Origin of the sequence: Streptomyces sp. MBT53, assembly GCF_016654115.1 — a bacterium.
In the GTDB taxonomy this organism is placed as follows: Bacteria; Actinomycetota; Actinomycetes; order Streptomycetales; family Streptomycetaceae; genus Streptomyces.
Genome location: NZ_JAEQAZ010000030.1, coordinates 39,703 through 62,857, shown reverse-complemented (window position 1 = coordinate 62,857; position 23,155 = coordinate 39,703). Strand labels below are relative to the sequence as shown.

At 70.2% G+C, this 23,155-nt stretch carries 14 protein-coding genes and 1 pseudogene; 7 read left to right on the top strand and 8 right to left on the bottom strand.

Annotated features, from left to right (window positions below; translation table 11 throughout):
* Window positions 1-560 (bottom strand): annotated as a pseudogene (locus tag JHN45_RS14035) (hypothetical protein); the annotation flags it as partial.
* A gap of 175 nt (window positions 561-735) precedes the next feature.
* Between JHN45_RS14035 and JHN45_RS14030 the strand changes: the two are divergent.
* Window positions 736-1,713 carry a PD-(D/E)XK nuclease family protein gene (locus JHN45_RS14030; protein WP_201049192.1) on the top strand — a complete coding sequence of 326 codons (978 nt, stop codon included), beginning with the start codon at window positions 736-738 and terminating at the stop codon, window positions 1,711-1,713.
* A gap of 165 nt (window positions 1,714-1,878) precedes the next feature.
* Complete coding sequence (locus JHN45_RS14025) at window positions 1,879-2,550, top strand: response regulator transcription factor (protein ID WP_201049191.1); 672 nt, start codon at window positions 1,879-1,881, stop codon at window positions 2,548-2,550.
* Between the two features lie 179 nt (window positions 2,551-2,729).
* On the opposite strand, the gene JHN45_RS14020 is transcribed toward JHN45_RS14025, so the two are convergent.
* The 3 genes from JHN45_RS14020 to metH all read right to left on the bottom strand — a co-directional run bounded on the left by JHN45_RS14020 (window position 2,730) and on the right by metH (window position 9,059).
* Window positions 2,730-4,328 (bottom strand): ABC transporter substrate-binding protein, encoded by a 1,599-nt coding sequence (locus JHN45_RS14020; protein WP_200709379.1) that lies wholly within the window; start codon window positions 4,326-4,328, stop codon window positions 2,730-2,732.
* Between the two features lie 415 nt (window positions 4,329-4,743).
* Window positions 4,744-5,442: an HAD family phosphatase gene (locus JHN45_RS14015; protein ID WP_201049190.1), complete on the bottom strand. Its 699-nt coding sequence runs from the start codon at window positions 5,440-5,442 to the stop codon at window positions 4,744-4,746.
* Window positions 5,443-5,540: 98 nt separating this feature from the next.
* On the bottom strand, window positions 5,541-9,059 hold the full coding sequence (metH, locus tag JHN45_RS14010; RefSeq protein WP_201049189.1) for a methionine synthase: 3,519 nt from the start codon (window positions 9,057-9,059) through the stop codon (window positions 5,541-5,543).
* A gap of 307 nt (window positions 9,060-9,366) precedes the next feature.
* Here metH and JHN45_RS14005 point away from each other — a divergent pair, with 307 nt between their 5' ends.
* The 5 genes from JHN45_RS14005 (at window position 9,367) to JHN45_RS13985 (ending at window position 17,862) form a co-directional block, all read left to right on the top strand.
* The gene (locus JHN45_RS14005) at window positions 9,367-10,140 is read left to right on the top strand and encodes an IclR family transcriptional regulator (RefSeq protein WP_019066101.1); all 774 of its coding nucleotides are present in this window, start codon (window positions 9,367-9,369) and stop codon (window positions 10,138-10,140) included.
* Window positions 10,141-10,541: 401 nt separating this feature from the next.
* Window positions 10,542-11,321, top strand: coding sequence for an MIP/aquaporin family protein (locus tag JHN45_RS14000; protein ID WP_200709376.1), 780 nt, complete (start codon window positions 10,542-10,544; stop codon window positions 11,319-11,321).
* Window positions 11,322-11,403: 82 nt separating this feature from the next.
* On the top strand, window positions 11,404-12,942 hold the full coding sequence (gene glpK, locus JHN45_RS13995) for a glycerol kinase GlpK (protein ID WP_200709375.1): 1,539 nt from the start codon (window positions 11,404-11,406) through the stop codon (window positions 12,940-12,942).
* A 9-nt stretch (window positions 12,943-12,951) separates the two neighbouring features.
* The gene (locus JHN45_RS13990; protein ID WP_201049188.1) at window positions 12,952-14,568 is read left to right on the top strand and encodes a glycerol-3-phosphate dehydrogenase/oxidase; all 1,617 of its coding nucleotides are present in this window, start codon (window positions 12,952-12,954) and stop codon (window positions 14,566-14,568) included.
* A 273-nt stretch (window positions 14,569-14,841) separates the two neighbouring features.
* Window positions 14,842-17,862 carry an NACHT domain-containing protein gene (locus JHN45_RS13985; RefSeq protein WP_201049187.1) on the top strand — a complete coding sequence of 1,007 codons (3,021 nt, stop codon included), beginning with the start codon at window positions 14,842-14,844 and terminating at the stop codon, window positions 17,860-17,862.
* Here JHN45_RS13985 and mtnK read toward each other — a convergent pair.
* From mtnK to JHN45_RS13965, 4 genes are read right to left on the bottom strand one after another with little or no spacing between them, the layout of a single operon-like run.
* Window positions 17,833-18,993, bottom strand: coding sequence for an S-methyl-5-thioribose kinase (gene mtnK / locus JHN45_RS13980; RefSeq protein WP_201049186.1), 1,161 nt, complete (start codon window positions 18,991-18,993; stop codon window positions 17,833-17,835). The genes JHN45_RS13985 and mtnK overlap by 30 nt on opposite strands.
* A 22-nt stretch (window positions 18,994-19,015) precedes the next feature.
* The gene (locus JHN45_RS13975) at window positions 19,016-20,062 is read right to left on the bottom strand and encodes an ABC transporter permease (RefSeq protein ID WP_201049185.1); all 1,047 of its coding nucleotides are present in this window, start codon (window positions 20,060-20,062) and stop codon (window positions 19,016-19,018) included.
* Window positions 20,063-20,087: 25 nt separating this feature from the next.
* The gene (locus JHN45_RS13970; protein ID WP_201049184.1) at window positions 20,088-21,632 is read right to left on the bottom strand and encodes a sugar ABC transporter ATP-binding protein; all 1,545 of its coding nucleotides are present in this window, start codon (window positions 21,630-21,632) and stop codon (window positions 20,088-20,090) included.
* Window positions 21,619-22,716 carry a substrate-binding domain-containing protein gene (locus tag JHN45_RS13965; RefSeq protein WP_201049183.1) on the bottom strand — a complete coding sequence of 366 codons (1,098 nt, stop codon included), beginning with the start codon at window positions 22,714-22,716 and terminating at the stop codon, window positions 21,619-21,621. Before JHN45_RS13965 ends, JHN45_RS13970 begins: the two co-directional genes overlap by 14 nt.
* Window positions 22,717-23,155 lie beyond the last annotated feature (439 nt).

Sequence of the window (23,155 nt, the reverse complement as noted above, 5' to 3'; positions counted from 1 at the left end):
CCCGTCGGCGTGCCGTCGGGCGGAGTGGAGTCGTCGGACGGCGTGGCCGATGCCGGGGCCGACGGGCCGTCGTAGGGGGCGGAACTGGTGGACGGCGTACCGGAGACCCCAGCCGAGGTGCTGTCGGACGGGGCTGAGTCGCTGGGCAGGGAGGCAGAGCCGATGGTCGGCGTGGCCGTTGCCGGCGCCGGGAGGTCGGCCTGCGGGGCGGGGCTGGTCGGCGGCGTGGCCGCCACCGGCGACGGGCCGTCGTTAGGGACGGGCTCGGATCGCGGGGCCGGCTCGTTGCGGTCCGTCGGTGTCGTTCCGGACGGAATCGGCGTCTCCGAGTGGTCGGGGGTGGCCGACTCGGGCGAGGTGGTCGGCTGCGTGTGGTTCTTGGACGACCCGTCGGGGTCCTCGACCTGCCGGATCGGCCTCTCGGTGCCGTTGTGGGGGGTGTCGTCGTGTTTCGGTCCGGGGGTGCCGGGATCGGCGGCCGGGGTCGTGGCACCCGTGGCGTGTTCGGTCGGCTCGTCGTTGCCGGACCGCGGCTGTGCGCTGCCGCCGCTCTCGTCCACGGTGTCCCCTCGTTCGAAGCGTCCTCCGCGCCAGCCGGGCGGAGGGGTCTCGGGTCGATGGTATGCGGCGGTCGCGACGCGTTCCGCCCCGGCACCCCCCGTGTTTCCCCGGCTGTCGCAGGCGTGTCGGCCGGGGGCGGGTCACTGTCAGTGGCGGGCCGTAAGGTCTGTGGGCATGGAGACGAGTGCGGAGGGCGTCGCGGGGACAGTCGGCGACGAGGGCGCGGCGGCGGGGCCGGGCGCGGAAGCGGCAGTGGAGGCGGGGACGGCGGGCGTGGTCGAGCGGGTCGCCATAGCGCCGGCTTCGCTGTCCCCCTCGCGTGCCAGCGACTTCATGCAGTGCCCGTTGCTGTACCGGTTCCGGGTGATCGACCGGCTGCCGGAGAAGCCCAGCGAGGCTGCGACCCGGGGGACCTTGGTGCACTCGGTCCTCGAGCGGCTCTTCGACGCGCCGGCCGCCGAGCGTACGGCGCCGCGTGCGAAGTCGCTGATCCCTGGGCAGTGGGACCGGTTGCGGGAGACCCGGCCGGAGGTCGTGGAGCTGTTCGCCGACGATCCGGAGGGCGAGCGGTTGGCGCGCTGGCTCGGGGAGGCGGAGCGGCTGGTGGAGCGCTGGTTCTCCCTCGAGGATCCGACGCGGCTGGAGCCGGCCGAGCGCGAGATGTTCGTCGAGGCCGAGTTGGACTCGGGGCTGAAGCTGCGCGGGATCATCGACCGGGTCGACGTGGCGCCGACGGGTCATGTGCGGATCGTCGACTACAAGACGGGCAAGGCGCCTCGGCCGGAGTACGCCGAGGGCGCGTTGTTCCAGATGAAGTTCTACGCACTGGTGGTCTGGCGGCTGAAGCAGGTCGTGCCGCGGCGGCTCCAGCTGGTGTACCTGGGCAGCGGGGACGTGCTGACCTACGACCCCGTTCTCGCGGATCTGGAGCGGGTGGAGCGCAAGCTGCTGGCGCTGTGGGAGGCGATCCGGCTGGCCACGGAGACGGGCGAGTGGCGGCCCCGGCCGACCAAGCTGTGCGGCTGGTGCGACCACCAGGCGGTGTGCCCGGAGTTCGGCGGCACTCCCCCGCCGTATCCGCTGCCGGTGCGGCCGGCCGACGGCGTCCCGACCGAGGGCACGGCAGCGGACGGTGACTCCACAGGGGGCTAGTGGCAGCCGGCGACGCTTCAGCCCACGAGGCGACGCACACCGGCCCGCTCCTGCACCGACCCCGAAGTCAGCGGCCCGCGCCCTCCCGGTGGGCCCCGTCGGCCCGGTCGGGTAGTCACCTGTCGCGCAGGGCAGAATGGGGCCGGGCTAGCGAAGGAGACTCACGTGGCCATCCGCGTCCTACTTGTCGACGACCAACCGCTGCTGCGCACCGGGTTCCGGATGATTCTGGAGGCCGAGCAGGATCTGGCGGTCGTCGGTGAGGCCGGTGACGGTCTGCAGGCGCTCGACCAGGTGCGGGCTCTGCAGCCCGATGTCGTGCTGATGGACATCCGTATGCCGCGGATGGACGGGGTGGAGGCGACCCGGCAGATCACCGGCCCCGGGCGGGACGGCCCGGCGAAGGTGCTGGTGCTGACCACCTTCGACCTCGACGAGTACGTGGTGGAGGCGTTGCGGGCCGCTGCCAGTGGCTTCCTGTTGAAGGACGCGCCGGCGAACGAGCTGGTGCAGGCGATCCGGGTGGTGGCCGCCGGCGAGGCCATGCTCGCGCCGAGCATCACGCGGCGGCTGCTCGACAAGTACGCCGGTCATCTGCCGTCCGGTGACGAGCCGGTGCCGGACGCCCTGCACACGCTGACCGAGCGTGAGGTCGAGGTGCTGAAGCTGGTGGCGCGCGGGCTGTCGAACGCGGAGATCGCCGCCGATCTGTTCGTCAGCGAGACGACCGTCAAGACGCATGTGGGGCACGTCCTCACCAAGTTGGGCCTGCGCGACCGGGTGCAGGCGGCGGTGTACGCGTACGAGAGCGGACTGGTGCGCCCCGGCGCGCAGTAGACGCCGTAGCACGTAGCAGACCGGGCACGAGCGGAGAGGGCGCCCCTTCCTGACAGGGGCGCCCTCTCCGTGTCTGCGGGGCGAGTTCGGCTCCTGCCGAGTCAACAGGCCAGTGGCCGGCCCCGCCGCGAGGGGCGGGACCGGCCACTGATGGAACTGCTCACTGCGTTGTCAGGCGGTCAGACTCCGCGGCCGAGCTCCCACAGCTGCAGGGTCGAGGAGGAGTTGAGCGCGTACGCGGTGCCCGTGATGTCGTCGCGGGCGGCGACGTACTGCTTGCCCTGCCAGAGCGGGATCAGCGGGACGTCCGTGGCGACGATGTCCTGGATGGTGGTCAGGCTCTTGGCGGCGGCGAGCCGGTCCGCTTCCTGACGGGACTCCGGGATCAGGGTCTTGATGATCTCGGAGTTGTTGTACGGCAGCTTCAGGAAGTTGTCCGTGTCGAGGAACGGCGCGAGGTAGTTGTCGGCGTCGGGGAAGTCGGGGAACCAGCCCATGCCCCAGACGTCGTACGAGCCCTTGCGCTCGGCCGGGACGAACGTGGACCAGGGCTCGCCCTTGATCGTGACGTCGAACAGGCCGCTGTTGTTGAGCTGCGACCGCAGCTGCTCGAACTCTTCCTTGGTGGCCGGGCCGTAGTGGTCGGTCGTGTAGTGCAGCGTGATCTTCACCGGGGTGGTGATGTTGGCCTTGGTCAGCAGGGACTTGGCCTTGGTGACGCTCGGGTCGCCGTACTTGTTGAAGAACGAGTTCGAGTGGCCGGTGATGGTCGCGGGGACCATGGAGTAGAGCGGCTCGGCCTCGGTGCCGTAGACCTTGGAGACGAGTTCGCCGCGGTCGATGAGCTGGGCCATCGCCTCGCGCACGGCCTTCGTCTTCACGCTCGCGGCGTCGGTGTTGAAGGCGAGGTAGCGGATTTCGAGGCCGGGCATCTCGACGAGGTCGATGTCGCCGTTCGAGTCGTCGCCGAGCTTCTGGATCTGCTCCGGCGACATGGTGCGCGTCATCACGTCGATGTCGCCCTTGCTCAGCGCGGTGCCCATGGAGGTGGCGTCCGCGAAGGAGCGCATCTCGACCTTGCTGTTGTTCACCGCCAGAGTCCCCTTGTAATTGGGGTTCTTGGTGAACGTGGCCGTGGTGATCGCGTCGTCCTTCTGCGCGACCGAGAGCGTGTACGGACCGGAGCCGTCCACGCTGAAGCCGTCGCGCAGCTTGTCCTTCTGGTAGTCGTCGGGGTTCACGATGCCGGCGACCGGGGTGGACAGCTTGTACGGGAAGGTGGCGTCGGCCGTCTTCAGGTGGAAGATGACCTCGCGGTCGCCCTGGGTCTCGACGGTGTCGACGGTCGACAGCAGGGCGAAGACACCACTGTCGGCCTTGATGCGCATCGCACGGTCGATGGAGTACTTCACATCGGCCGCGGTGATCTTGTCGCCGTTGGCGAACTTCAGACCCTCGCGCAGGGTGCAGGCGTAGCGCTCGCTGCCGGTGTCGGTGAAGCCGCACTTCTCGGCGGCCTCGGGGACCGGGTCGCCCTCGCCCTTGGGCTGGATCATCAGGGTCTGCACGGTCTGGCGCAGGATGTTCCAGGTGCCGACGTCGTAGGCGTAGGCGGGGTCCAGCGGCGCCGGAGCGTCCTTCGTCGCCTCGAACCGGTCCGTGGTGCCGACGACTATCGCTCCGCCGCCGGAGCTCCCGCTGCCGGAGCCGCCACAGGCGGCGAGCACCGGCGCGAGCAGGCCGACGACGGCCGGCAGCACCAAAGTCTTGCGGTTCATGCTCGAAGTTCTCCAGAGCTGTTCGATTCCGTGTACCCGGCATGCATAGGGTGGTGACGCCGATCACGGGGGCATAGGGCGATGTTCTCGCCTTGAGATTAGTCCGGACCCGCACAGGGGTTCGCGGCCACCGTAGTTGAGTTCCCATCACGCTGCGGAACCAGCTGTGGACAGACCGAAAACCCGCCGACGGAAGGATTAGTGCAGCGTTTCACCAATCGGGACACAACGGTGCGTGATCGGCCTCAGAAATGGGGTGAACAGCACAGGACGGCCGCGATGTCGACTCTCGTGCACGTGGGGAACCTCACACGGTCAACTCGGTTGGAGAGCAACGGAATTCGACCGGTCGACCAAGTGTGAATTCATTTCCCATTGGACTTTGCACGCTCGGTGAACGGCTGGCGCATTTCCGTCATCGGTCGGTCATCAGTCCTCGCAGAAATGCCAGGTCGACGACTTCCAGCGAGGTCACGACGGTGCGCCGGGCGGCCGGTGCGATGGGCTGCAGGGACGGTACGGCCACCACGAGACAGCCCGCCGCCTCCGCCGCCGCGACACCGGTCGCGGTGTCCTCCACGACCGCGCAGCGGGCCGGGTCGACGCCCAGGCGGGCGGCGGCGAACAGATACGGGTCGGGGTGCGGCTTGGTGCGCGCCACCTCGTCGCCGGCGACCGTCAGCGCGAAGTGCTGGGGGCCGAGCGTGGTCAGGACGCGGTCGATGATGCGCCGGTGCGAGGCGGAGACCAGGGCGGTGGGGATCTCGTACTCGGAGAGCTCGGCCAGGAGTCTGGCGGCGCCCGGCATCAGCGGCAGGGCCCGCCCGATGCGGTCCTCGAAACCGGCGTTGAGCAGGACGGACAGCTCGGCGAGGGTGATGTCGGCGCCGGTGGCCTCGATCAGGAAGCCGGCGCTGCGGGTCATGGGGCCGCCGACCACGACATGGCGCCAGGAGTCGTCGAGGGTGTGTCCGAGGGCGCCGAAGACCTCGACCTCGACGTCCCACCAGAAGCCCTCGGTGTCCACCAGGGTGCCGTCCATGTCGAGGAGTACGGCCTGAAGCGCGGAGCCTTCGGCCGTACGGGTTCCGAGCGCGGGAACCGTGCTGGTCATCCTGGCGCACCTCCTTGAGGGACGATCAGGCCGGCCGCCTCTTTTTCACAGAGAGGCGACCGGCCTGCGGTGGACCGACCAGTGTACGACTTATCCGATCAACGTGCGTTGAAGTACTTCGCCTCGGGGTGGTGGATGACGATCGCGTCCGTCGACTGCTCCGGGTGCAGCTGGAACTCCTCCGACAGGTGGACGCCGATGCGCTCGGGCTCCAGCAGGTCGGCGATCTTCGCGCGGTCCTCCAGGTCGGGGCAGGCGCCGTAGCCGAGGGAGAAGCGGGCGCCCCGGTACTTGAGGGCGAACATGTCCTCGACGTTCGCGGGGTCCTCGCCGGCGAAGCCCAGCTCGGAGCGCACGCGCGCGTGCCAGTACTCGGCGAGCGCCTCGGCCAACTGGACGGACAGGCCGTGCAGTTCGAGGTAGTCGCGGTAGGAGTTGGCCTCGAAGAGCTTGGCGGTCTCCTCGCCGATGCGGTTGCCGACGGTGACGATCTGGAAGCCGACCACGTCCTTCTCGCCGGACTCCTCGGGCCGGAAGAAGTCGGCCAGGCAGAGCCGGCGGCCGCGGCGCTGGCGCGGGAAGGTGAAGCGGGTCCGCTCGTTGCCCTCGTCGTCCAGGATGATCAGGTCGTCGTCCTTGGACACGCAGGGGAAGTAGCCGTAGACGACGGCCGCTTCGAGGAGGTTGTCGGTCTGGAGCCGGTCCAGGAGGCCGCGCAGCCGGGGGCGGCCCTCGGTCTCCACCAGCTCCTCGTACGTCGGTCCCTCGCCCGTACGGGCCTGCTTGAGGCCCCAGTGGCCCTTGAAGAGGGCACCCTCGTCCAGCCAGGAGGCGTACTCCTTGAGCTGGATGCCCTTGATGACCCGGGTGCCGCGGAACGGCGCGGTGGGGATCGGGTTGTCGACGGCGACGTCGGAGCGGACGTGACCCTCCTCCGGGCGCTCCTCGACCTCCGTGACGGCCGCTGTCGCCCGCACCCTGCGCTGCTTGAGCTCGGGCAGCTTCGCGCCGGGCACGCCCCGCTTGACGCCGATGAGGGCGTCCATCAGGCGCAGGCCCTCGAACGCGTCGCGGGCGTAGCGGACTTCGCCCTCGTAGATCTCGTGCAGGTCCTGCTCGACGTAGGCACGGGTCAGGGCTGCTCCGCCGAGGATGACCGGGTAATCGGCGGCCATCTTGCGCTGGTTGAGCTCCTGGAGGTTCTCCTTCATGATCACCGTCGACTTGACCAGGAGACCCGACATGCCGATGACGTCGGCGCGGTGCTCCTCGGCGGCTTCGAGGATCGCGGAGACGGGCTGCTTGATGCCGAGGTTGACGACGTTGTAGCCGTTGTTGGACAGGATGATGTCGACGAGGTTCTTGCCGATGTCGTGGACGTCGCCGCGCACGGTGGCGAGCACGATGGTGCCCTTGCCCTCGGCGTCCGACTTCTCCATGTGCGGTTCGAGGTAGGCGACCGCGGTCTTCATGACCTCGGCGGACTGGAGCACGAACGGCAGCTGCATCTGGCCGGAGCCGAAGAGCTCGCCGACGACCTTCATGCCGTCCAGGAGCGTCGCGTTGACGATGTCGAGGGCGGGGCGGGTCTCCAGTGCCTCGGCTAGGTCGGTCTCCAGGCCGTTCTTCTCGCCGTCGATGATCCGGCGCTTGAGCCGCTCGTCCAGCGGGAGGGCGGCCAGTTCCTCGGCGCGGCCCGCCGTACGGGACTTGGTGGTGGCGCCCTCGAAGAGGGCCATCAGCTTCTGGAGCGGGTCGTAGCCCTCGGCGCGGCGGTCGTAGACGAGGTCGAGGGCGGTCTGCACCTCCTCCTCGGTGAAGCGGGCGATCGGGAGGATCTTCGAGGCATGCACGATCGCCGAGTCGAGGCCCGCCTTGACGCACTCGTCGAGGAAGACGGAGTTGAGCAGGACGCGGGCGGCCGGGTTGAGGCCGAAGGAGATGTTGGAGAGGCCGAGCGTGGTCTGGACGTCGGGGTGAGCGGCCTTGAGCCGGCGGATGGCCTCGATGGTGGCGATGCCGTCGCCGCGGGACTCCTCCTGGCCGGTGCAGATGGTGAAGGTCAGGGTGTCGATGAGGATGTCCGACTCGTGGATGCCCCAGTTCGTCGTGAGGTCCTCGATCAGCCGCTCGGCGATGGCGACCTTGTGCTCCGGGGTGCGGGCCTGGCCCTCCTCGTCGATGGTCAGCGCGATGAGCGCGGCGCCGTGCTCCTGCGCCAGCCTGGTGACCTTCGCGAAGCGGGACTCGGGGCCGTCGCCGTCCTCGTAGTTGACGGAGTTGATGACCGCGCGGCCACCGAGCTTCTCCAACCCGGCCCGGATGACCGGGACTTCGGTGGAGTCGAGCACGATGGGCAGGGTGGAGGCGGTGGCGAAGCGGCCGGCCAGTTCCTCCATGTCGGCGACGCCGTCGCGGCCCACGTAGTCCACGCAGAGGTCCAGCATGTGGGCGCCCTCGCGGATCTGGTCGCGGGCCATCTCCACACAGTCGTCCCAGCGGGCCTCCAGCATGGCCTCGCGGAACTTCTTCGAGCCGTTGGCGTTGGTGCGCTCGCCGATCGCCATGTAGGCGGTGTCCTGGCGGAACGGGACGGTCTGGTAGAGCGAGGCGGCGCCCGGCTCGGGCTGGGGGTGGCGCTCGACGGGGGTGGCCTCGCGGACCCGCTCGACGAGCTGGCGCAGGTGCTCGGGGGTCGTACCGCAGCAGCCGCCGACCAGGTTCAGGCCGTAGTCCCGCACGAAGTGTTCCTGGGCGTCCGCCAGGCCCTCGGGGTCGAGCGGGAAGTGGGCGCCGTCCTTGGTGAGGATGGGCAGGCCCGCGTTCGGCATACACAGCAGCGGGGTGCGGGAGTGGCGGGCGAGATAGCGCAGGTGCTCGCTCATCTCGGCCGGGCCCGTCGAGCAGTTCAGGCCGATCATGTCGATACCGAGGGGCTCGAGCGCGGTGAGCGCGGCGCCGATCTCGGAGCCGAGCAGCATGGTGCCGGTGGTCTCGAAGGCCATCGAGACCAGGAGGGGCACGTCGACGCCGGTCGCCTCCATGGCGCGGCGGGCGCCCAGGATCGACGACTTGGTCTGCAGGAGATCCTGCGTGGTCTCCACGATCAGGGCGTCGGCGCCACCGGCGAGGAGGCCCTCGGCGTTCGCCTGGAAGCCGTCGCGGAGGGTGGCGTAGCCGATGTGGCCGAGGGTGGGCAGCTTGGTGCCGGGGCCGATGGAACCGAGGACCCAGCGGCGGCGGCCGTCGCGGGCGGCGAAGTCGTCGGCGGTCTCGCGGGCGATGCGGGCACCGGCCACGGAGAGTTCGTGGACGCGGTCGGCGATGTCGTACTCGGCCATGGCGGAGTGGTTGGCGCCGAAGGTGTTGGTCTCGACGCAGTCGACGCCCGCGCCGAAGTACTCCTCGTGGACCGAGCGGACGATGTCCGGGCGGGTGATGTTCAGGATCTCGTTGCAGCCTTCGAGATTCTCGAAGTCGTCGAGAGTGGGCTCCTGCGCCTGGAGCATGGTGCCCATGGCTCCGTCGGCGACCACCACGCGGGTGGCGAGTGCCTCTCGGAGCTCGGACACACGGGTCCGGCTGTCGGCAGAAGGGGTCAGTGGCGACGAGGCCATGAAGGGGCTCCCTGGAGTGCGACGGCTGTCGGCTTTGCGGCTTCCCTGGGAACCTCTCACGGAAGTGCCCGGGGAGCTTGCACGCCGCCAGGGTAACGGGGTCGGGCGGGAGAATGCTCGGCACGTCCATGGGGCGGACCGGGGTGACGGGCGGATCAACCCCGTCTAGGTTCTCGCGACGAGTGACGTAACAGGTGTCGACCGACCATTGGCGGGAGGTCGGCATGGACCGGTAGTGTTCGACATTGCCGAACGGCGGCGGCAGCGTCGCGCATCGGCGGTCGAACGGGACGGAGGCAGTACGGCGATGGCACGGAACATCCAGTCGCTCGAACGGGCGGCCGCGATGCTGCGCCTGCTCGCGGGCGGCGAGCGACGGCTCGGCCTCTCGGACATCGCCTCGTCGCTCGGCCTGGCCAAGGGCACGGCCCACGGCATCCTGCGCACCCTCCAGCAGGAGGGCTTCGTCGAGCAGGACGACGCCTCCGGGCGCTACCAGCTGGGCGCCGAACTGCTGCGCCTGGGCACCACGTACCTCGACGTGCACGAGCTACGCGCGCGTGCCCTGGTGTGGACGGACGACCTGGCCCGCTCCAGCGGCGAGAGCGTGCACCTGGGCGTCCTGCACCAGCAGGGCGTCCTGATCGTCCACCACGTCTTCCGGCCCGACGACAGCCGGCAGGTCCTGGAGATCGGCGCCATGCAGCCGCTGCACTCCACGGCCCTGGGCAAGGTGCTGTCGGCCTACGACCCGGTCGCACACAGCGAGGTGCTCGAGGCCGACCGCAAGCCCTTCACCGAGCGTACGGTGTCCGAGCTGGCCGACTTCGAGCACGTCCTGGACGTCACCCGCGCGCGCGGGTACGCGGCCGACGTCGAGGAGACCTGGGAGGGCGTCGCGTCCATCGCCGCGCCCATCCACGACCGGCGGCGCATGCCGGTCGGCGCGGTCGGCATCACGGGCGCCGTGGAGCGGCTGTGCCGGCCCGACGAGGACGGCGCGCTGCGGCCCGAGCTGATCGCCGCGGTACGGGACTGTGCCCGCGCGGTGTCGCGGGACCTGGGCGCCGGGCGGTTCTGAGCTCAGCGGTTCCACAGTCCGACCTCACCTGATTCACAGCGAGAACTCACCGGAACGTCATGGGGACGTTCCGGCATTAGTCGTACTCTGGACGTCAAAGTCGGCCAAAACGTCAAATCACCACACACGGTGTCCGCCTGACTGCCGTGCGCATCGGCCACGAGACCGATAGCTCATGCCAATCAATAACGATCGTGTTTTCGATAACAGCACTCTTGACGCGCCTGTAACCCCGGAGCAAGACTCCCGTCCATCGGTCGGCATTGTCGAACACCTACCGGCAATACGCGCTAGAGTGTGGCAACGCCAAAGGCCGGCATCGCTCTCACCCCCGAGGGCGCACGAACCCCCGGCGGGACCCGGGGTTCGGCTTCCCTGGACGAAGGACAAAGGAGTCGCGGGTGTCCAGCTCCGACATCTTCATCGGCGAGACCATAGGTACCGCCGTACTCATCCTGCTCGGCGGTGGCGTCTGCGCCGCCGTCACGCTGAAGGCCTCCAAGGCACGTAACGCCGGCTGGCTCGCCATCGCCTTCGGGTGGGGTTTCGCCGTCATGACGGCCGTGTACATCTCGGCACCGCTCTCCGGTGCCCACCTCAACCCGGCCGTGACGCTCGCACTCGCGATCAAGGACGGTGGCTGGGACAACGTCCCGATCTACTGGGGCGGCCAGCTGCTCGGCGCCATGATCGGCGCGACGCTCGTCTGGGTGGCCTACTACGGCCAGTTCCAGGCGCACCTGACCGACAAGGAGATCGTCGGCGAGCCGGCGGCCAAGGCCGTCGAGGCCGAGGAGAAGGGCGCGGGCCCGGTCCTGGGCATCTTCTCCACCGGCCCCGAGATCCGCAACGTGGTGCAGAACCTCGCCACGGAGATCATCGGCACCGTCGTCCTGATCCTCGCCATCCTGACGCAGGGTCTCAACGACAAGGGCAACGGCCTCGGCGTCCTGGGCGCCCTGATCACCTCCTTCGTGGTCGTCGCGATCGGTCTGTCGCTCGGCGGCCCGACCGGTTACGCGATCAACCCGGCCCGTGACCTGGGCCCGCGCATCGTGCACGCGCTCCTGCCCCTGCCCAACAAGGGCGGCTCCGACTGGAGCTACGCGTGGATCCCGGTGGTCGGTCCGCTGATCGGCGGCGCGATCGCTGCGGGTATCTACAACCTCGCTTTTGCTTAGAAGCAGAATTCCAAGCACTTCCGAGCACCGAAGCAGCCGTAGAACCAGTCCTCATGACCACGGAACCCCTCAGGAGCACACAGTGACCGACGCGCACACCGCCGGACCGTTCATCGCGGCCATCGACCAGGGCACGACCTCCAGCCGCTGCATCGTCTTCGACCGGGACGGCCGTATCGTCTCCGTCGACCAGAAGGAGCACGAGCAGATCTTCCCGAAGCCGGGCTGGGTCGAGCACAACGCCACCGAGATCTGGACCAACGTCCAGGAGGTCGTCGCCTCCGCCATCGAGAAGGCCGGCATCACCCGCGACGACATCAAGGCCATCGGCATCACCAACCAGCGCGAGACCACGCTGCTCTGGGACAAGAACACCGGTGAGCCCGTCCACAACGCCATCGTCTGGCAGGACACCCGCACCGACGCGCTCTGCAAGGAGCTGGGCCGCAACGTCGGCCAGGACCGCTTCCGCCGCGAGACGGGCCTCCCCCTCGCCTCGTACTTCGCCGGCCCCAAGGCCCGCTGGCTGCTCGACAACGTCGAGGGCCTGCGGGAGCGCGCCGAGGCGGGCGACATCCTCTTCGGCACCATGGACAGCTGGGTCATCTGGAACCTGACGGGCGGTGTCAACGGCGGCAAGCACTACACCGACGTCACCAACGCCTCCCGCACCATGCTGATGAACCTGCACACCCTGGCATGGGACGACAAGATCGCCGAGTCCATTGGCGTCCCGCTGAACATGCTCCCCGAGATCCGCTCCTCCGCCGAGGTCTACGGCGAGGTCACCGGCGGCCGCCTCGGCGAGCTGCTCGGCGGCATCCCGGTCGCCTCCGCGCTCGGCGACCAGCAGGCGGCCCTGTTCGGCCAGACCTGTTTCGCCGAGGGCGAGGCCAAGTCCACGTACGGCACCGGCACGTTCATGCTGATGAACACCGGCGAGAAGATCATCAACTCCTACTCGGGCCTGCTGACCACGGTCGGCTACCGGATCGGCAATGACGCGCCGGTCTACGCCCTGGAGGGCTCGATCGCCGTCACCGGTTCGCTGGTGCAGTGGATGCGCGACCAGATGGGCCTGATCTCCACCGCCGCCGAGATCGAGACGCTCGCGCTCTCGGTCGAGGACAACGGCGGCGCCTACTTCGTGCCGGCCTTCTCCGGTCTGTTCGCCCCGTACTGGCGCTCCGACGCCCGCGGTGTGATCGCCGGCCTCACCCGGTACGTCACCAAGGCGCACCTCGCGCGTGCCGTCCTGGAGGCCACCGCCTGGCAGACCCGTGAGATCACGGACGCCATGACGAAGGACTCCGGCGTCGAGCTCGCCGCGCTCAAGGTCGACGGCGGCATGACCTCCAACAACCTGCTGATGCAGACGCTCTCGGACTTCGTCGACGCCCCCGTGGTGCGCCCGATGGTCGCCGAGACCACCTGCCTCGGCGCCGCCTATGCCGCCGGTCTGGCCGTCGGCTTCTGGACCAGCACCGACGACCTGCGCGCCAACTGGCGCCGGGCCGCCGAGTGGACCCCCAACATGGCCGCGGAGAAGCGCGACCGTGAGTACAAGAGCTGGCTCAAGGCCGTGGAGCGGACCATGGGCTGGCTCGACGACGAGGAGTAAGAACCCCACATGACCAGTCAGTCCACCCTGCAGTCCGTGCCTGCCCTCGGTACGCACCCGGCCTCCGGCTCGAACCCGAGCCGGGCCGAGACCCGGGAGCAGCTCTCCAAGGCGACGTACGACCTCCTCGTCATCGGCGGCGGCATCCTGGGCATCTCCACCGCCTGGCACGCCGCGCAGTCCGGGCTGCGGGTGGCCCTGGTCGACGCCGGCGACTTCGCCGGTGCCACCTCCTCCGCCTCCTCCAAGCTCCTCCACGGCGGTCTGCGCTATCTGCAGACCGGCGCGGTGAAGCTGGTGGCGGAGAACCACTTCGAACGCCGTGCGGTGTCCCGCCAGGTGGCCCCCCACCTGGCGAACCCGCTCACCTTCTACCTGCCCGTGTACAAGGGCGGTCCGCACGGTGCGGCGAAGCTCGGGGCGGGTGTCTTCGCCTACTCCGCGCTCTCCGCGTTCGGCGACGGCGTCGGCCATCTCCTGTCCCCCGCCAAGGCGGCGCAGGACGTGCCCGAGCTGCGCACCCAGAACCTCAAGGCCGTGGCCGTGTACGGCGACGACCAGATGAACGACGCCCGCATGGCGCTGATGACGGTCCGCGCGGCCGTCGAGGCGGGCGCGGTCGTCCTCAACCATGCCCAGGTCACCGGCCTGCGCTTCACCCAGGGCCGCGTCACCGGCGCGGAGCTGCGCGACGCGACCTCCGGCGACGAGTTCGGCGTGAGCGCCCGCCTGGTGCTCAACGCGACCGGCCCGTGGGTCGACCACCTGCGCAAGATGGAGGACCCCAACGCGGCTCCGTCAATCAGGTTGTCGAAGGGCGCGCACCTGGTCCTGAAGCGGACGGCTCCGTGGAAGGCGGCTCTCGCCACCCCCATCGACAAGTACCGCATCACGTTCGCCCTCCCCTGGGAGGACATGCTGCTGCTGGGCACGACCGACGAGGAGTACGAGGGCGACCCGGCGGACGTCTCGGTCACCGAGAAGGACATATCCCAGATCCTGGACGAGGCCGCGTTCTCGGTCCGCGACCAGCAGCTCTCCCGTGACCTGATCACGTACTCCTTCGCCGGTCTGCGCGTCCTGCCTGGCGGCCCGGGCAGCACGGCGAAGGCCAAGCGCGAGACGGTGGTGACCGAGGGCAAGGGCGGCATGCTGTCCGTCGCGGGCGGCAAGTGGACCACGTTCCGGCACATCGGCCGTACGGTCATGCAGAAGCTGGAGGCCCTCCCCGGCCGCCCGCTCGGCGAGGACTTCGAGCCGATCTCCTCCCTCCCGAAGAAGCTCCCGCTGCCGGGGGTCGCCAACCCGCGCGCGGTCGCCCACCGCCTCCTCGTCGACAACCCCGCCCCGGGCCCGCGCATGGCGGCCGACACGGCGAAGCACCTGGCCACGCACTACGGCTCGCTGGCCTTCGACATCGCCCGACTCGCCAACGAGAACCCGGAGTTGGGCCAGCGCGTCCACCCCGACGCCCCCGAGATCTGGGCGCAGGTCGTCTACGCCCGCGACCACGAGTGGGCGGAGACCCAGGACGACGTCCTGCGCCGCCGCACCACCCTGACGATCCGCGGCCTGGCCACGGACGAGGTCCGCGCGAAGGTCCAGGACCTGCTCGACAAGAAGTAGTCGCTACGACACCGAAGGGGCGGTTCCCGACCGGGAGCCGCCCCTCGGTCGTGCCGGGAGCCGCCCCTCCGCCGTGTCCGCGCATGCTGCTCACACGTGCCAACAGCCCATGCCCCTCCGGTGATTCACGCTTCCGCACGCCCCTCGGATGATTCCGCGCGCTCCCTCACACGAGTTGGCGACCGGCGGTTCGTGGCCCGTCCGGCCGTTAGAACAGTTGGCTTCCGACACAGCGGTCGGGCCATGGGGTCCGGCCCGGGGAGCAGCGGTCGTATGCAAGGTGGATGGCACAGCGCGCGGGTCCGGCGGCGCCTCGGGTTCGCCGTGTGCGGGGGCGCGCTCGCGGCGCTGGCCGGGGTGCTGCGGCTGTGGTGGAGCGACGCGGCCACGGCAGGGGTGATGGTGTCGGCGATCGGCGCGTTCGTGTCGATCGCGGCGCTCGTCGCCGATGTGCTGCGCGGCGACGCCGATCCGGCCCCGCGTTCGGCCGACGAGGACCGCCGACGGGCCGCCGACGCGCTCGCCGAGGCCGTACGGGAGCAGTGGTCCGCCGAGGCGAGGCTGCGGCGGCTGCAGGACCCGGCTCCGCTGGACGTGGCCTGGGCTCCGGCGGAGCGGTGGCTGGCCGATCACCCGGAGAACATCAGGCGGGGCCGGCCGCTGCCCGCGCCCCGTGGCCAGCGGATCGAGGACGTCACCGGGTCGTTCGCCGCGCTGCCCGGGCGGCGGCTGGTGGTGCTGGGCGGTCCGGGGTCGGGCAAGAGTGTGCTGGCGATGCGGTTCGTGCTCGGCCGGCTGGCCGCGCGGCGGTCCGGCGGCCCGGTCCCGGTGATCTTCCCGCTGGCGGGCTGGGACCCACGCCGGACCGGGCTGCGCGACTGGCTCGCCGAGCGGCTGGCCGCCGAGCACCGCCCGCTGGCCGCCGTGGCCGAAGGACGGCACACCCTCGCCCGGGGTCTCCTCGACGCGGGCCTCGTGCTGCCGGTCCTCGACGGTTTCGACGAACTCTCCCGCCCCGTCTACGGGGAGGCCGTGCGCCGCATCAACGCCGAACTCGACGACGATCTCCCGCTGTTGCTCACCAGCCGGGCCGAGGCGTGGGCGAAGGCGGTGACCGAGGGCGATGTGCTGACCGCCGCCGAGGTGGTCGAACTGCGCCCGCTCTGCCTCGCGCAGGCCGGGGCCCATCTGGAGCGCACGGCACGGCCGTTACGCCCTGGGGAGGGTGCGCCGGGCACCGTGTGGACACCCGTGCTGCGGGAACTCACGGCCCGGCCGGACTGCCCGGCGGCACGGGCGCTCACCACTCCCCTGATGGTGGCACTGGCCCGCGCGGTCTACGGCGACACGTCCCGCGACCCGTCCGAACTCCTGGACCCGGACCGTTTCCCGACCGTGGAGGCCGTCGAGGAACATCTGCTCGGGGCGTTCGTGCCCGCCGCGTTCGCGGACTCAGGACCGGCGGCCACCTCCGACGCGGTGCGCCGACTCACCCTGCTGGCAAGGGCGTTGGAGCGGCGCGGCACCGGGCGGCTGGCGTGGTGGGAGCTGGAGTCGATGCTGCCGCGGGCCGTCTCCGTCCTGGCACCGGGACTGCTGGCGCTGGCCATGCTGTCGTTGGTGGTGCTGCCGGTGACGGTGGCGCGCGCGGCGAACGAACTGGCCGGCGTGGAGGATCTCGCGTCTGTACTCGCCACCCTCGTCGGACAGACCGTGGGCTTCGCGTTCGGAGAGGCGTTCCTGCTCCCGTCCGGAGACACCCCGCCGAACCGCCGCACCCTGGCTCGTCAAACGCTGATCACCGCCGGGGTGAGCGCACTGCTGTGGGCGGGCTTCGCCTACGCCGACGACCTGCGGTTCGGCTTCCGCTTCGGCGCGGTGACGGACGGCTGGGTGCCCGATCTGCTCGGCGGCTGCCTGTTCTCGCTCCTCTTCACCCTCTTCTTCGGCATCGCCGGGCTGTCCCGCCACCCGGTGCCGCTCTCACTGCCGTGGAGCGGCAGCGCGGGCCGCGCGGTGGCCCGGGTCTGCGGGGCCGTACTGCTGCTGGGCGGCCTTGCCCTGGCGTGCGCGGTGGCGACCGGCCGGTCCGGCAACCCCTGGACCGGTCTGGTCGGCATCACCTGCGCGGGAGCGGGCGCGGCCCTGCTGATGAGCGGTGGCCGCCGGGCCGGGCAGGACCTCGCGCACGCGCCCCGGTCCGGCCGCGTCGCCCGACGGTTCGCGGCGGGCGCGGTCCGGGGCACCGCCGCCGCACTGCTGATCGGGGTCACGGCCTGCACGGTCGCGGGGCTGACGGCGGCCGGGGTGACCCTGCTCAAGTCCGGTTCCACAGACGCCCTTTCGGGCCGGACGATCGACGGCTGGAGTTTCACGCAACACCCCGGCCTGCGAACGGCAGCCACGAACCGTGAGCTGCACGGCACACTGCTCCTCCCCGGCAACGGCGCCCGGCCGATCGCCTACCCCGAGGGCACCCGACCCCCCGACTGCGCGATTCCCCTCCTCGCCGACCGCCGATGCGTCCCCTTCACCGCACGGCGCACGGTCTTCGAGTCCCGGAACGGCGCGGTGGTGACCCGCCTGAACCTCACGGACGACACGACCACGACGGCGTACGCGGCGAACCTGCGGTCCGTGCTGCCGGAGGCGGCCCGCGCCTGGCTCACCGCGGGCCCGCCGTCGGGCGTACTCCAGCGCTGTCTGCCGCCGCTGATGGCAGGCGGGGTGCTGGTCGGGATCGTGGGCGGCTGCGTGTGCGGTGTCTACCGCGCGCTGAGCGTCCCGTCGGACGTCATGCGCGCGGCCGGCCCCGCTTCGTCCCTGCGTACGGACCGTACGGCGTCCTTCACCCGCGGCGGCCTGGTGGCGCTGCTGGTGGCCGCGGTGTGCGTCCCGGTGGTGACGCTGCCGGGCGACTGGGGCGGCCTGGTGCACATCGGCACCCAGTTGTGGCTGCCCCTGGGCTCGGCGGCCCTCGCGCTGAGCGCCTGGGGCCGCTTCACCGTCGCCCGCGCCTGGCTGGCGGCGACGGGCCGGATGCCGTGGCGCCTGATGACGTTCCTGGAGGACGCCCACCGCCGTGGTGTCCTACGACAGTCCGGCGCGGGTCTCGAATTCCGCCACCAGCGACTCCAGTCACACTTGGCGGGCCGCGCTACGCCCCCGGCGGTCACGGATCGCCCGGCGGACGGGCCGTCGCGACCGCGCGAGCCGCAGGATCGGTCGGTGCAGGCAGGGGGATCCCTCGGTTCCCGCCCGGACTCAGACCACCGCCCGGACAGCCTCCGGTGACGTCAACTCCTCGCGCCGCACGATCAGTTCGCGCCCCAGCAGCAGTGCCCGTCGGGACGCCGGTGCCGGGTCCGGCAGGGTCGTCAGGTCGGTCAGGTGGGCGAAGCCGATGACGCGGCGGACGATCTCCGTGCCGGCGTAGCCGACGGAGTCGGTCCAGACGCGGCGCAGGAAGCGGTCGAGGTAGGCGTCGTCGAAGAAGGTGTCGACGCGGGTCGGCCACAGGCGGCGGAACTCGGTCTCGAACGCCGCCCAGGACAGCCGGAGTTGGTCGCCGTGGTCGGACAACGTGCCCAGCTCACGCGCCCGTTCCTCCGACACCAGCACATTGGCCCAGTACAGCCCGAGGTCGTAGCCGATCGGGCCGACGAAGGAGAACTCGGGGTCGAAGACCCGTACCACCGGGGCGCCTTCGCGCTCGCCGACCATCACGCTGCCGGTGTGCAGGTCACCGTGGAGCAGTGCCTGCGCGCTGGTCATGAACGTGTACCGGAGGTCCGCGACCTCCGTGCGCAGGCGGGCGTCGGCACGGAACTCGGCCGCCAGGTCGGTCAACTCCGGGAGCCAGTGGTTGTGTTCGTGCTCGATGTACGGCTCGGACAGCACCACGTCTTCCGTGATCTTGCAGAGTTCCGGGCTCACCGAGGCCGCGATCAGCGCCTTGCGGTCGGCGGACTCCATCCCGAAGTCACTGGTCGCGAAGGCGAGTTGCGCGACGAACTCGCCGATCCGCGCCGAGGTGTCCGGGCCGTAGGACGCGCCCTCGTTGAGGACTGTCCTCAGCACCTCCAGGTCGGACATGTCCTCCATGACGAGGGCGTAGTTGTCGGCGTCGTAGCCGTGGATCGCCGGGATCTTGTCGGGGGCCACGCGGGCCACCTGCTCGTACGCCCGCGCCTCGGCGTCGGCGCGCTCGGGGCTCATCGGCCAGGAGGGGCCGGCGACCCGCACCCACGGCAGCGCCTGCTTGACGGCGAGGCTGTGGCTGCCGTCGGCGTTCGCCGCGAGGAACACCCGGTTCATGTTGCCGTCCGACACCTCGCGGACCTGGATGTCGGTCACGTCCGCCCAGTGGCCGCGCTCGTGCAGGTACGCCGGGATGTCGTCGGTCTCCAGGATGCGGTAGCCCATCGTACGAACTCCTCGAACTTCCTTATGCGGTGCGGCGCTTGGACAGGGTGAAGCTGAAGACCAGGGCGAGGATGAGGACCGCGCCCTCGACGACGTCCTGGGTGTAGTAGGGCAGGCCCTTGATCGTCAGGCCGGTGGTGATGATGCCGATCAGTACCGCACCCAACGCCGTGCCCCAGACGTTCGGGCGGCCCCGGCCGAGGACCGAGGTACCGACCAGCGCGACGGCGACCGCCTCCAGCAGCTGTGACGTACCGGCGGACACGTCCCCTTGCCCGATCCGGGACGCCAGGATCAGGCCGCCGATGGAGGCGAGGACGCCGGAGAGGACGTAGGCCAGGGCCCGGTACGCGCCGACGCGGATGCCCGCCAGGCGGGACGCCTCCGGGTTGGCGCCGATCGCGTAGAGCACGCGGCCCCAGCGGGTGCGGGCCAGGAACACCCAGGCGATCACCGTCAGCGCGCCGAAGATCACCACCGAGATGGGGATGCCGAACAGCGTGCCGCGGTCGATGCGCAGGAAGCCGGCGGTGAACTTGCCGGGGGCGGTGGTGCCGTCGGACTGGGTCATTCCTGCGGAGATGGACTGGCCGTCGACCAGGATGAGTTTGGTGCCCTGGATGACGAACATGGTGCCGAGGGTGGCCAGCATGTCCGGGATCTTCATCACGACGATCAGCAGGGCGTTGAGGAGTCCGGCGAGCGCGCCCGCCGCGATGACGGCGAGGATCGCGACCGTGCCGACCTGGTTGTACGTCACCATCGTCTTCGCGGCGACGGTGACACCGAGCCCGGCGACCGCGCCGACGGACATGTCCATTCCGCCGACGGCCATGGTGAGGGTGACGCCGAGGCCGAGGATCGCGGCGACGGAGACGTACCGGAGGGTGTCGAGGAGGGTCGCCGACTCGCGGAAGGAGCCCTCGGTCAGCGCGAAGTACAGGAACAGCGCGACCGTGACGAAGATGAAGCCGTACTTGATGACGGCGTTCTGCACGAGCACGGCGGTGGAGACGGCGGGCGCCCCCGTCGCCTTGGGTACGGCCTCGGGGCTCTGGGTGGTGGTCATGGCGTACTTCCTGAGTGGGCCGGGGTCACACGGACGCCGAGATGGTCTGGATCACGCGGTCGCGTTCCGCGTCTTCGCCGTAGGCGTCGAGGTGGACCTCACCGGCCGCCAGCACTACGACCCGGTCGGCGATCTCGAGCACCTCGTCGACGTCGGCCGACAGCACGAGTACGGCCGCACCCTCCGCGGCCAGCGCCCGCGCCCGGCGGCCGATGTCGCGCCGCGCGCCGATGTCCACGCCTCGGAAGGGCTCGTCCAGGATGAGGACACGAGGGGTGTGCGCGAGCCAGCGGCCGACGACGACCTTCTGCTGGTTGCCGCCGGAGAGTTCCTCGACCGTGCTGTGCTCGTCGCGGGCGACGACCCCGAGGGCGTCGATGGTCTCGCGGCCGAGGGCGTCCTCCTTGCCCGTGTTCACGAGTCCGCCCCGGGAGAGGGACTTGAGGAACGGCAGCGAGATGTTCTGCGCCACCGACCAGCCGGGGACGAGCGCGTCGGCGTGCCGGTCCTCGGGCACGAGGTGGACGCCGGCGCGGATCGCGTCGGCCGGGCGGCGGGGCGCATACGGCTTGCCGTCGAGCGTGACCGTGCCGGTGGTGAAGGGCTCGGCGCCGAACAGGCCGCGGGCGAGTTCTGTCTTGCCCGCGCCCAACAGGCCTACGACACCGGTGACTTCACCGGCACGGAGGTCGAGGTCCAGCGGTGCCCGTCCCTCGAAGAGGTGGACGCCGTGCAGGGCGAGGACGGCGTTCCCGTGCTCGCCGGAGTGCTGCGGGCGGGCCGTTGTCACCTCGTGGGCCTGGGCGAGCATCGCGCGCAGGGCGCTGTCCCAGTCGAAGGGCTTGACCTGGTCCTCGGTGAGACGGCCGTCTCGCAGTACGACCAGGCGGTCGGCGAGGGCGTCGATCTCGCCGAGACGGTGGGAGACATAGAGGACCGCGATGCCGTCGTCGCGCATCTTCTCGACGAGGGCGAAGAGCCGCTGCGCCTCGGCGGCGGAGAGGGCGGAGGTCGGTTCGTCGAGGATGAGCAGCCGGGGGCGGGTGGCCAGCGCGCGGGCCAGGATGAGCAACTGGCGGTCGGAGATGCCGAGTTCGGTGACATCGCGGCGCAACACGGCGTCGCTCCAGTCGAGTTCCAGCGCGGCCTGGATCTCGCGGGCGCGGGCCAGCACGCGGCGGCCGTTGAGGAACGGGTTTCCGCGGCGCTGGGCCAGCTCCTCGAAGACCAGGTTCTCGGCGACGGAGAGGCCGGGCACGATGCCCTCACCGATCCGCTGGTGGACGGTCTGGATGCCCAACTGCCGGGCGGCGGACGGGGACTGGAGAGCTGCGGGTTCCCCGGCGACCCGCACCTCCCCGCCGTGGTCCGTGTGCACGCCCGACAGGATCTTGATCAGCGTGGACTTTCCGGCGCCGTTCGCACCGAGCAGCGCGACCACGCTGCCCGGTGCGATGTCGAGCGAGACGGAGGCCAGCACCGTCTTGCCGCCGAAGGCCATGCTGACGTCGCGGAGACCGACCGCCACACCGGCGTCCGCGACGTCAACTGCCGTGTCAGTGGGCGACATTGGGGATCCAGTCGGCGGTGCTCACCTTGGAGAGGTTCAGGGCGGGCAAGGCCGCGCGGAGCTGGTCCATGTTCTCGATCTTGTTCTTGCGCAGGAAGTCCTGGGTGATGGCGACGGCCGGGAAGTCGACCGAGGTCTTGTTCAGCTGACCGGCCAACTCCAGTGCCGCCGTACGGACCACGGCCGCGCCGACGGCGGACGGGTCGGTGCCGGCGGTGGCGACCCACGGGCTGTTCGCGGCGGTCATGTTCTGGATGTCGGCGTTGGAGACGTCCGCGCCGAAGACCTTCACCTTGCTCTGCAGCTTCTTGTTCTGGACGGCGAGGACGGTGCCCTTGGCCAGCTCGTCGTAGGGGGCGAACACGCCCACCACGTCGGAGTGCTGGGTGAGCGCGGCGGAGACCAGGGGAACGTTGTCGGTGGCCGTGGAGTCGGTGACCTTGCCGACCTTGAACTGCTGCTTCCAGCCCTGGGCGGCAACTTCCTTCGCCCAGACGGTGTTGCGCTTGTCGAGCGCCGCGTAGCCGGCGACGTTGACGTAGCCGACCTTGGCGTTCTTGCCGACCGTCTTGGCCATCACGTCGAGGACGGCCTGCGCCATGCTGGCGTCGTCCTGCTCGGTGCTGATCACGGACTTGTTGGTCTGGTCGACGTCGTAGACGACGACCTTGATGCCCTTCTTCACCGCCTGGTCGATCTCGGGCTGGATCGTCGACGGGAAGCCGTGGTCGATGATGATCGCCTGCGCGCCGGAGTTGATGGCGGAGGACAGGTCGGTGGCCTGCTTGGCGTTGTCGGCCTGGGCGTCGTACACGGTCAGGTCGACGCCGAGGGCCTTGGCCTGCGCCTTGGCGCCGTTGCCCCACTGCTCGAAGTAGTCGCCGGCGCCGCTCTGCCGTACGAGGGCGATCTTGACCGTGCCCTTGCTGAAGGGGGCCGGCTTCTTGCCCGTGGCGGCCGAGGCCGAGGCGGCGGTGTCGGCGGTGTTCTTCGACGCGTCGCCGGACTGGGAGCAGCCCGCGAGGAGGAGGGCCGAGGCGGAGGCCAGCGAGAGCGCGGCGAGGGGGACACGGGTGCGGGACATGAGGGGCTCCAGGTGCAAGGTGGTGCAGAAGGGGTGAAGGACGGGCGTGCGTGTCCCGGAGCGTGGGAAAAGGAATCAGCCACCGCGAACGGGTGGTGGACCGCGGCACGAAAGGCTCGCGGGGCTCCGGATGTGGTCAGCGACAGCTGGCTGTGGTCGACCGGAGCAAGTCCACGTACAGCCGCCGCACGAGCAGCAGCGTCTTCATAGGGAGATCATGAGAATGTTTTCAGCCATTGGTCAAAGGGATGGAAGCGGTTTCTCAGCTGGTGAGACAACGACTACGTCACATCAGACCTGTTCACCGGCGGCGGTTACCATCACATAACCGGTCCCGACGCAGTACAACGGGCCGCGCAGCAGCCGCTTTCCGCCCCCCACCGGTCCGGTGTCCGTCTCGGTATCCGGACATCACGCCCACTTTTTCGGAGTTGTTCCC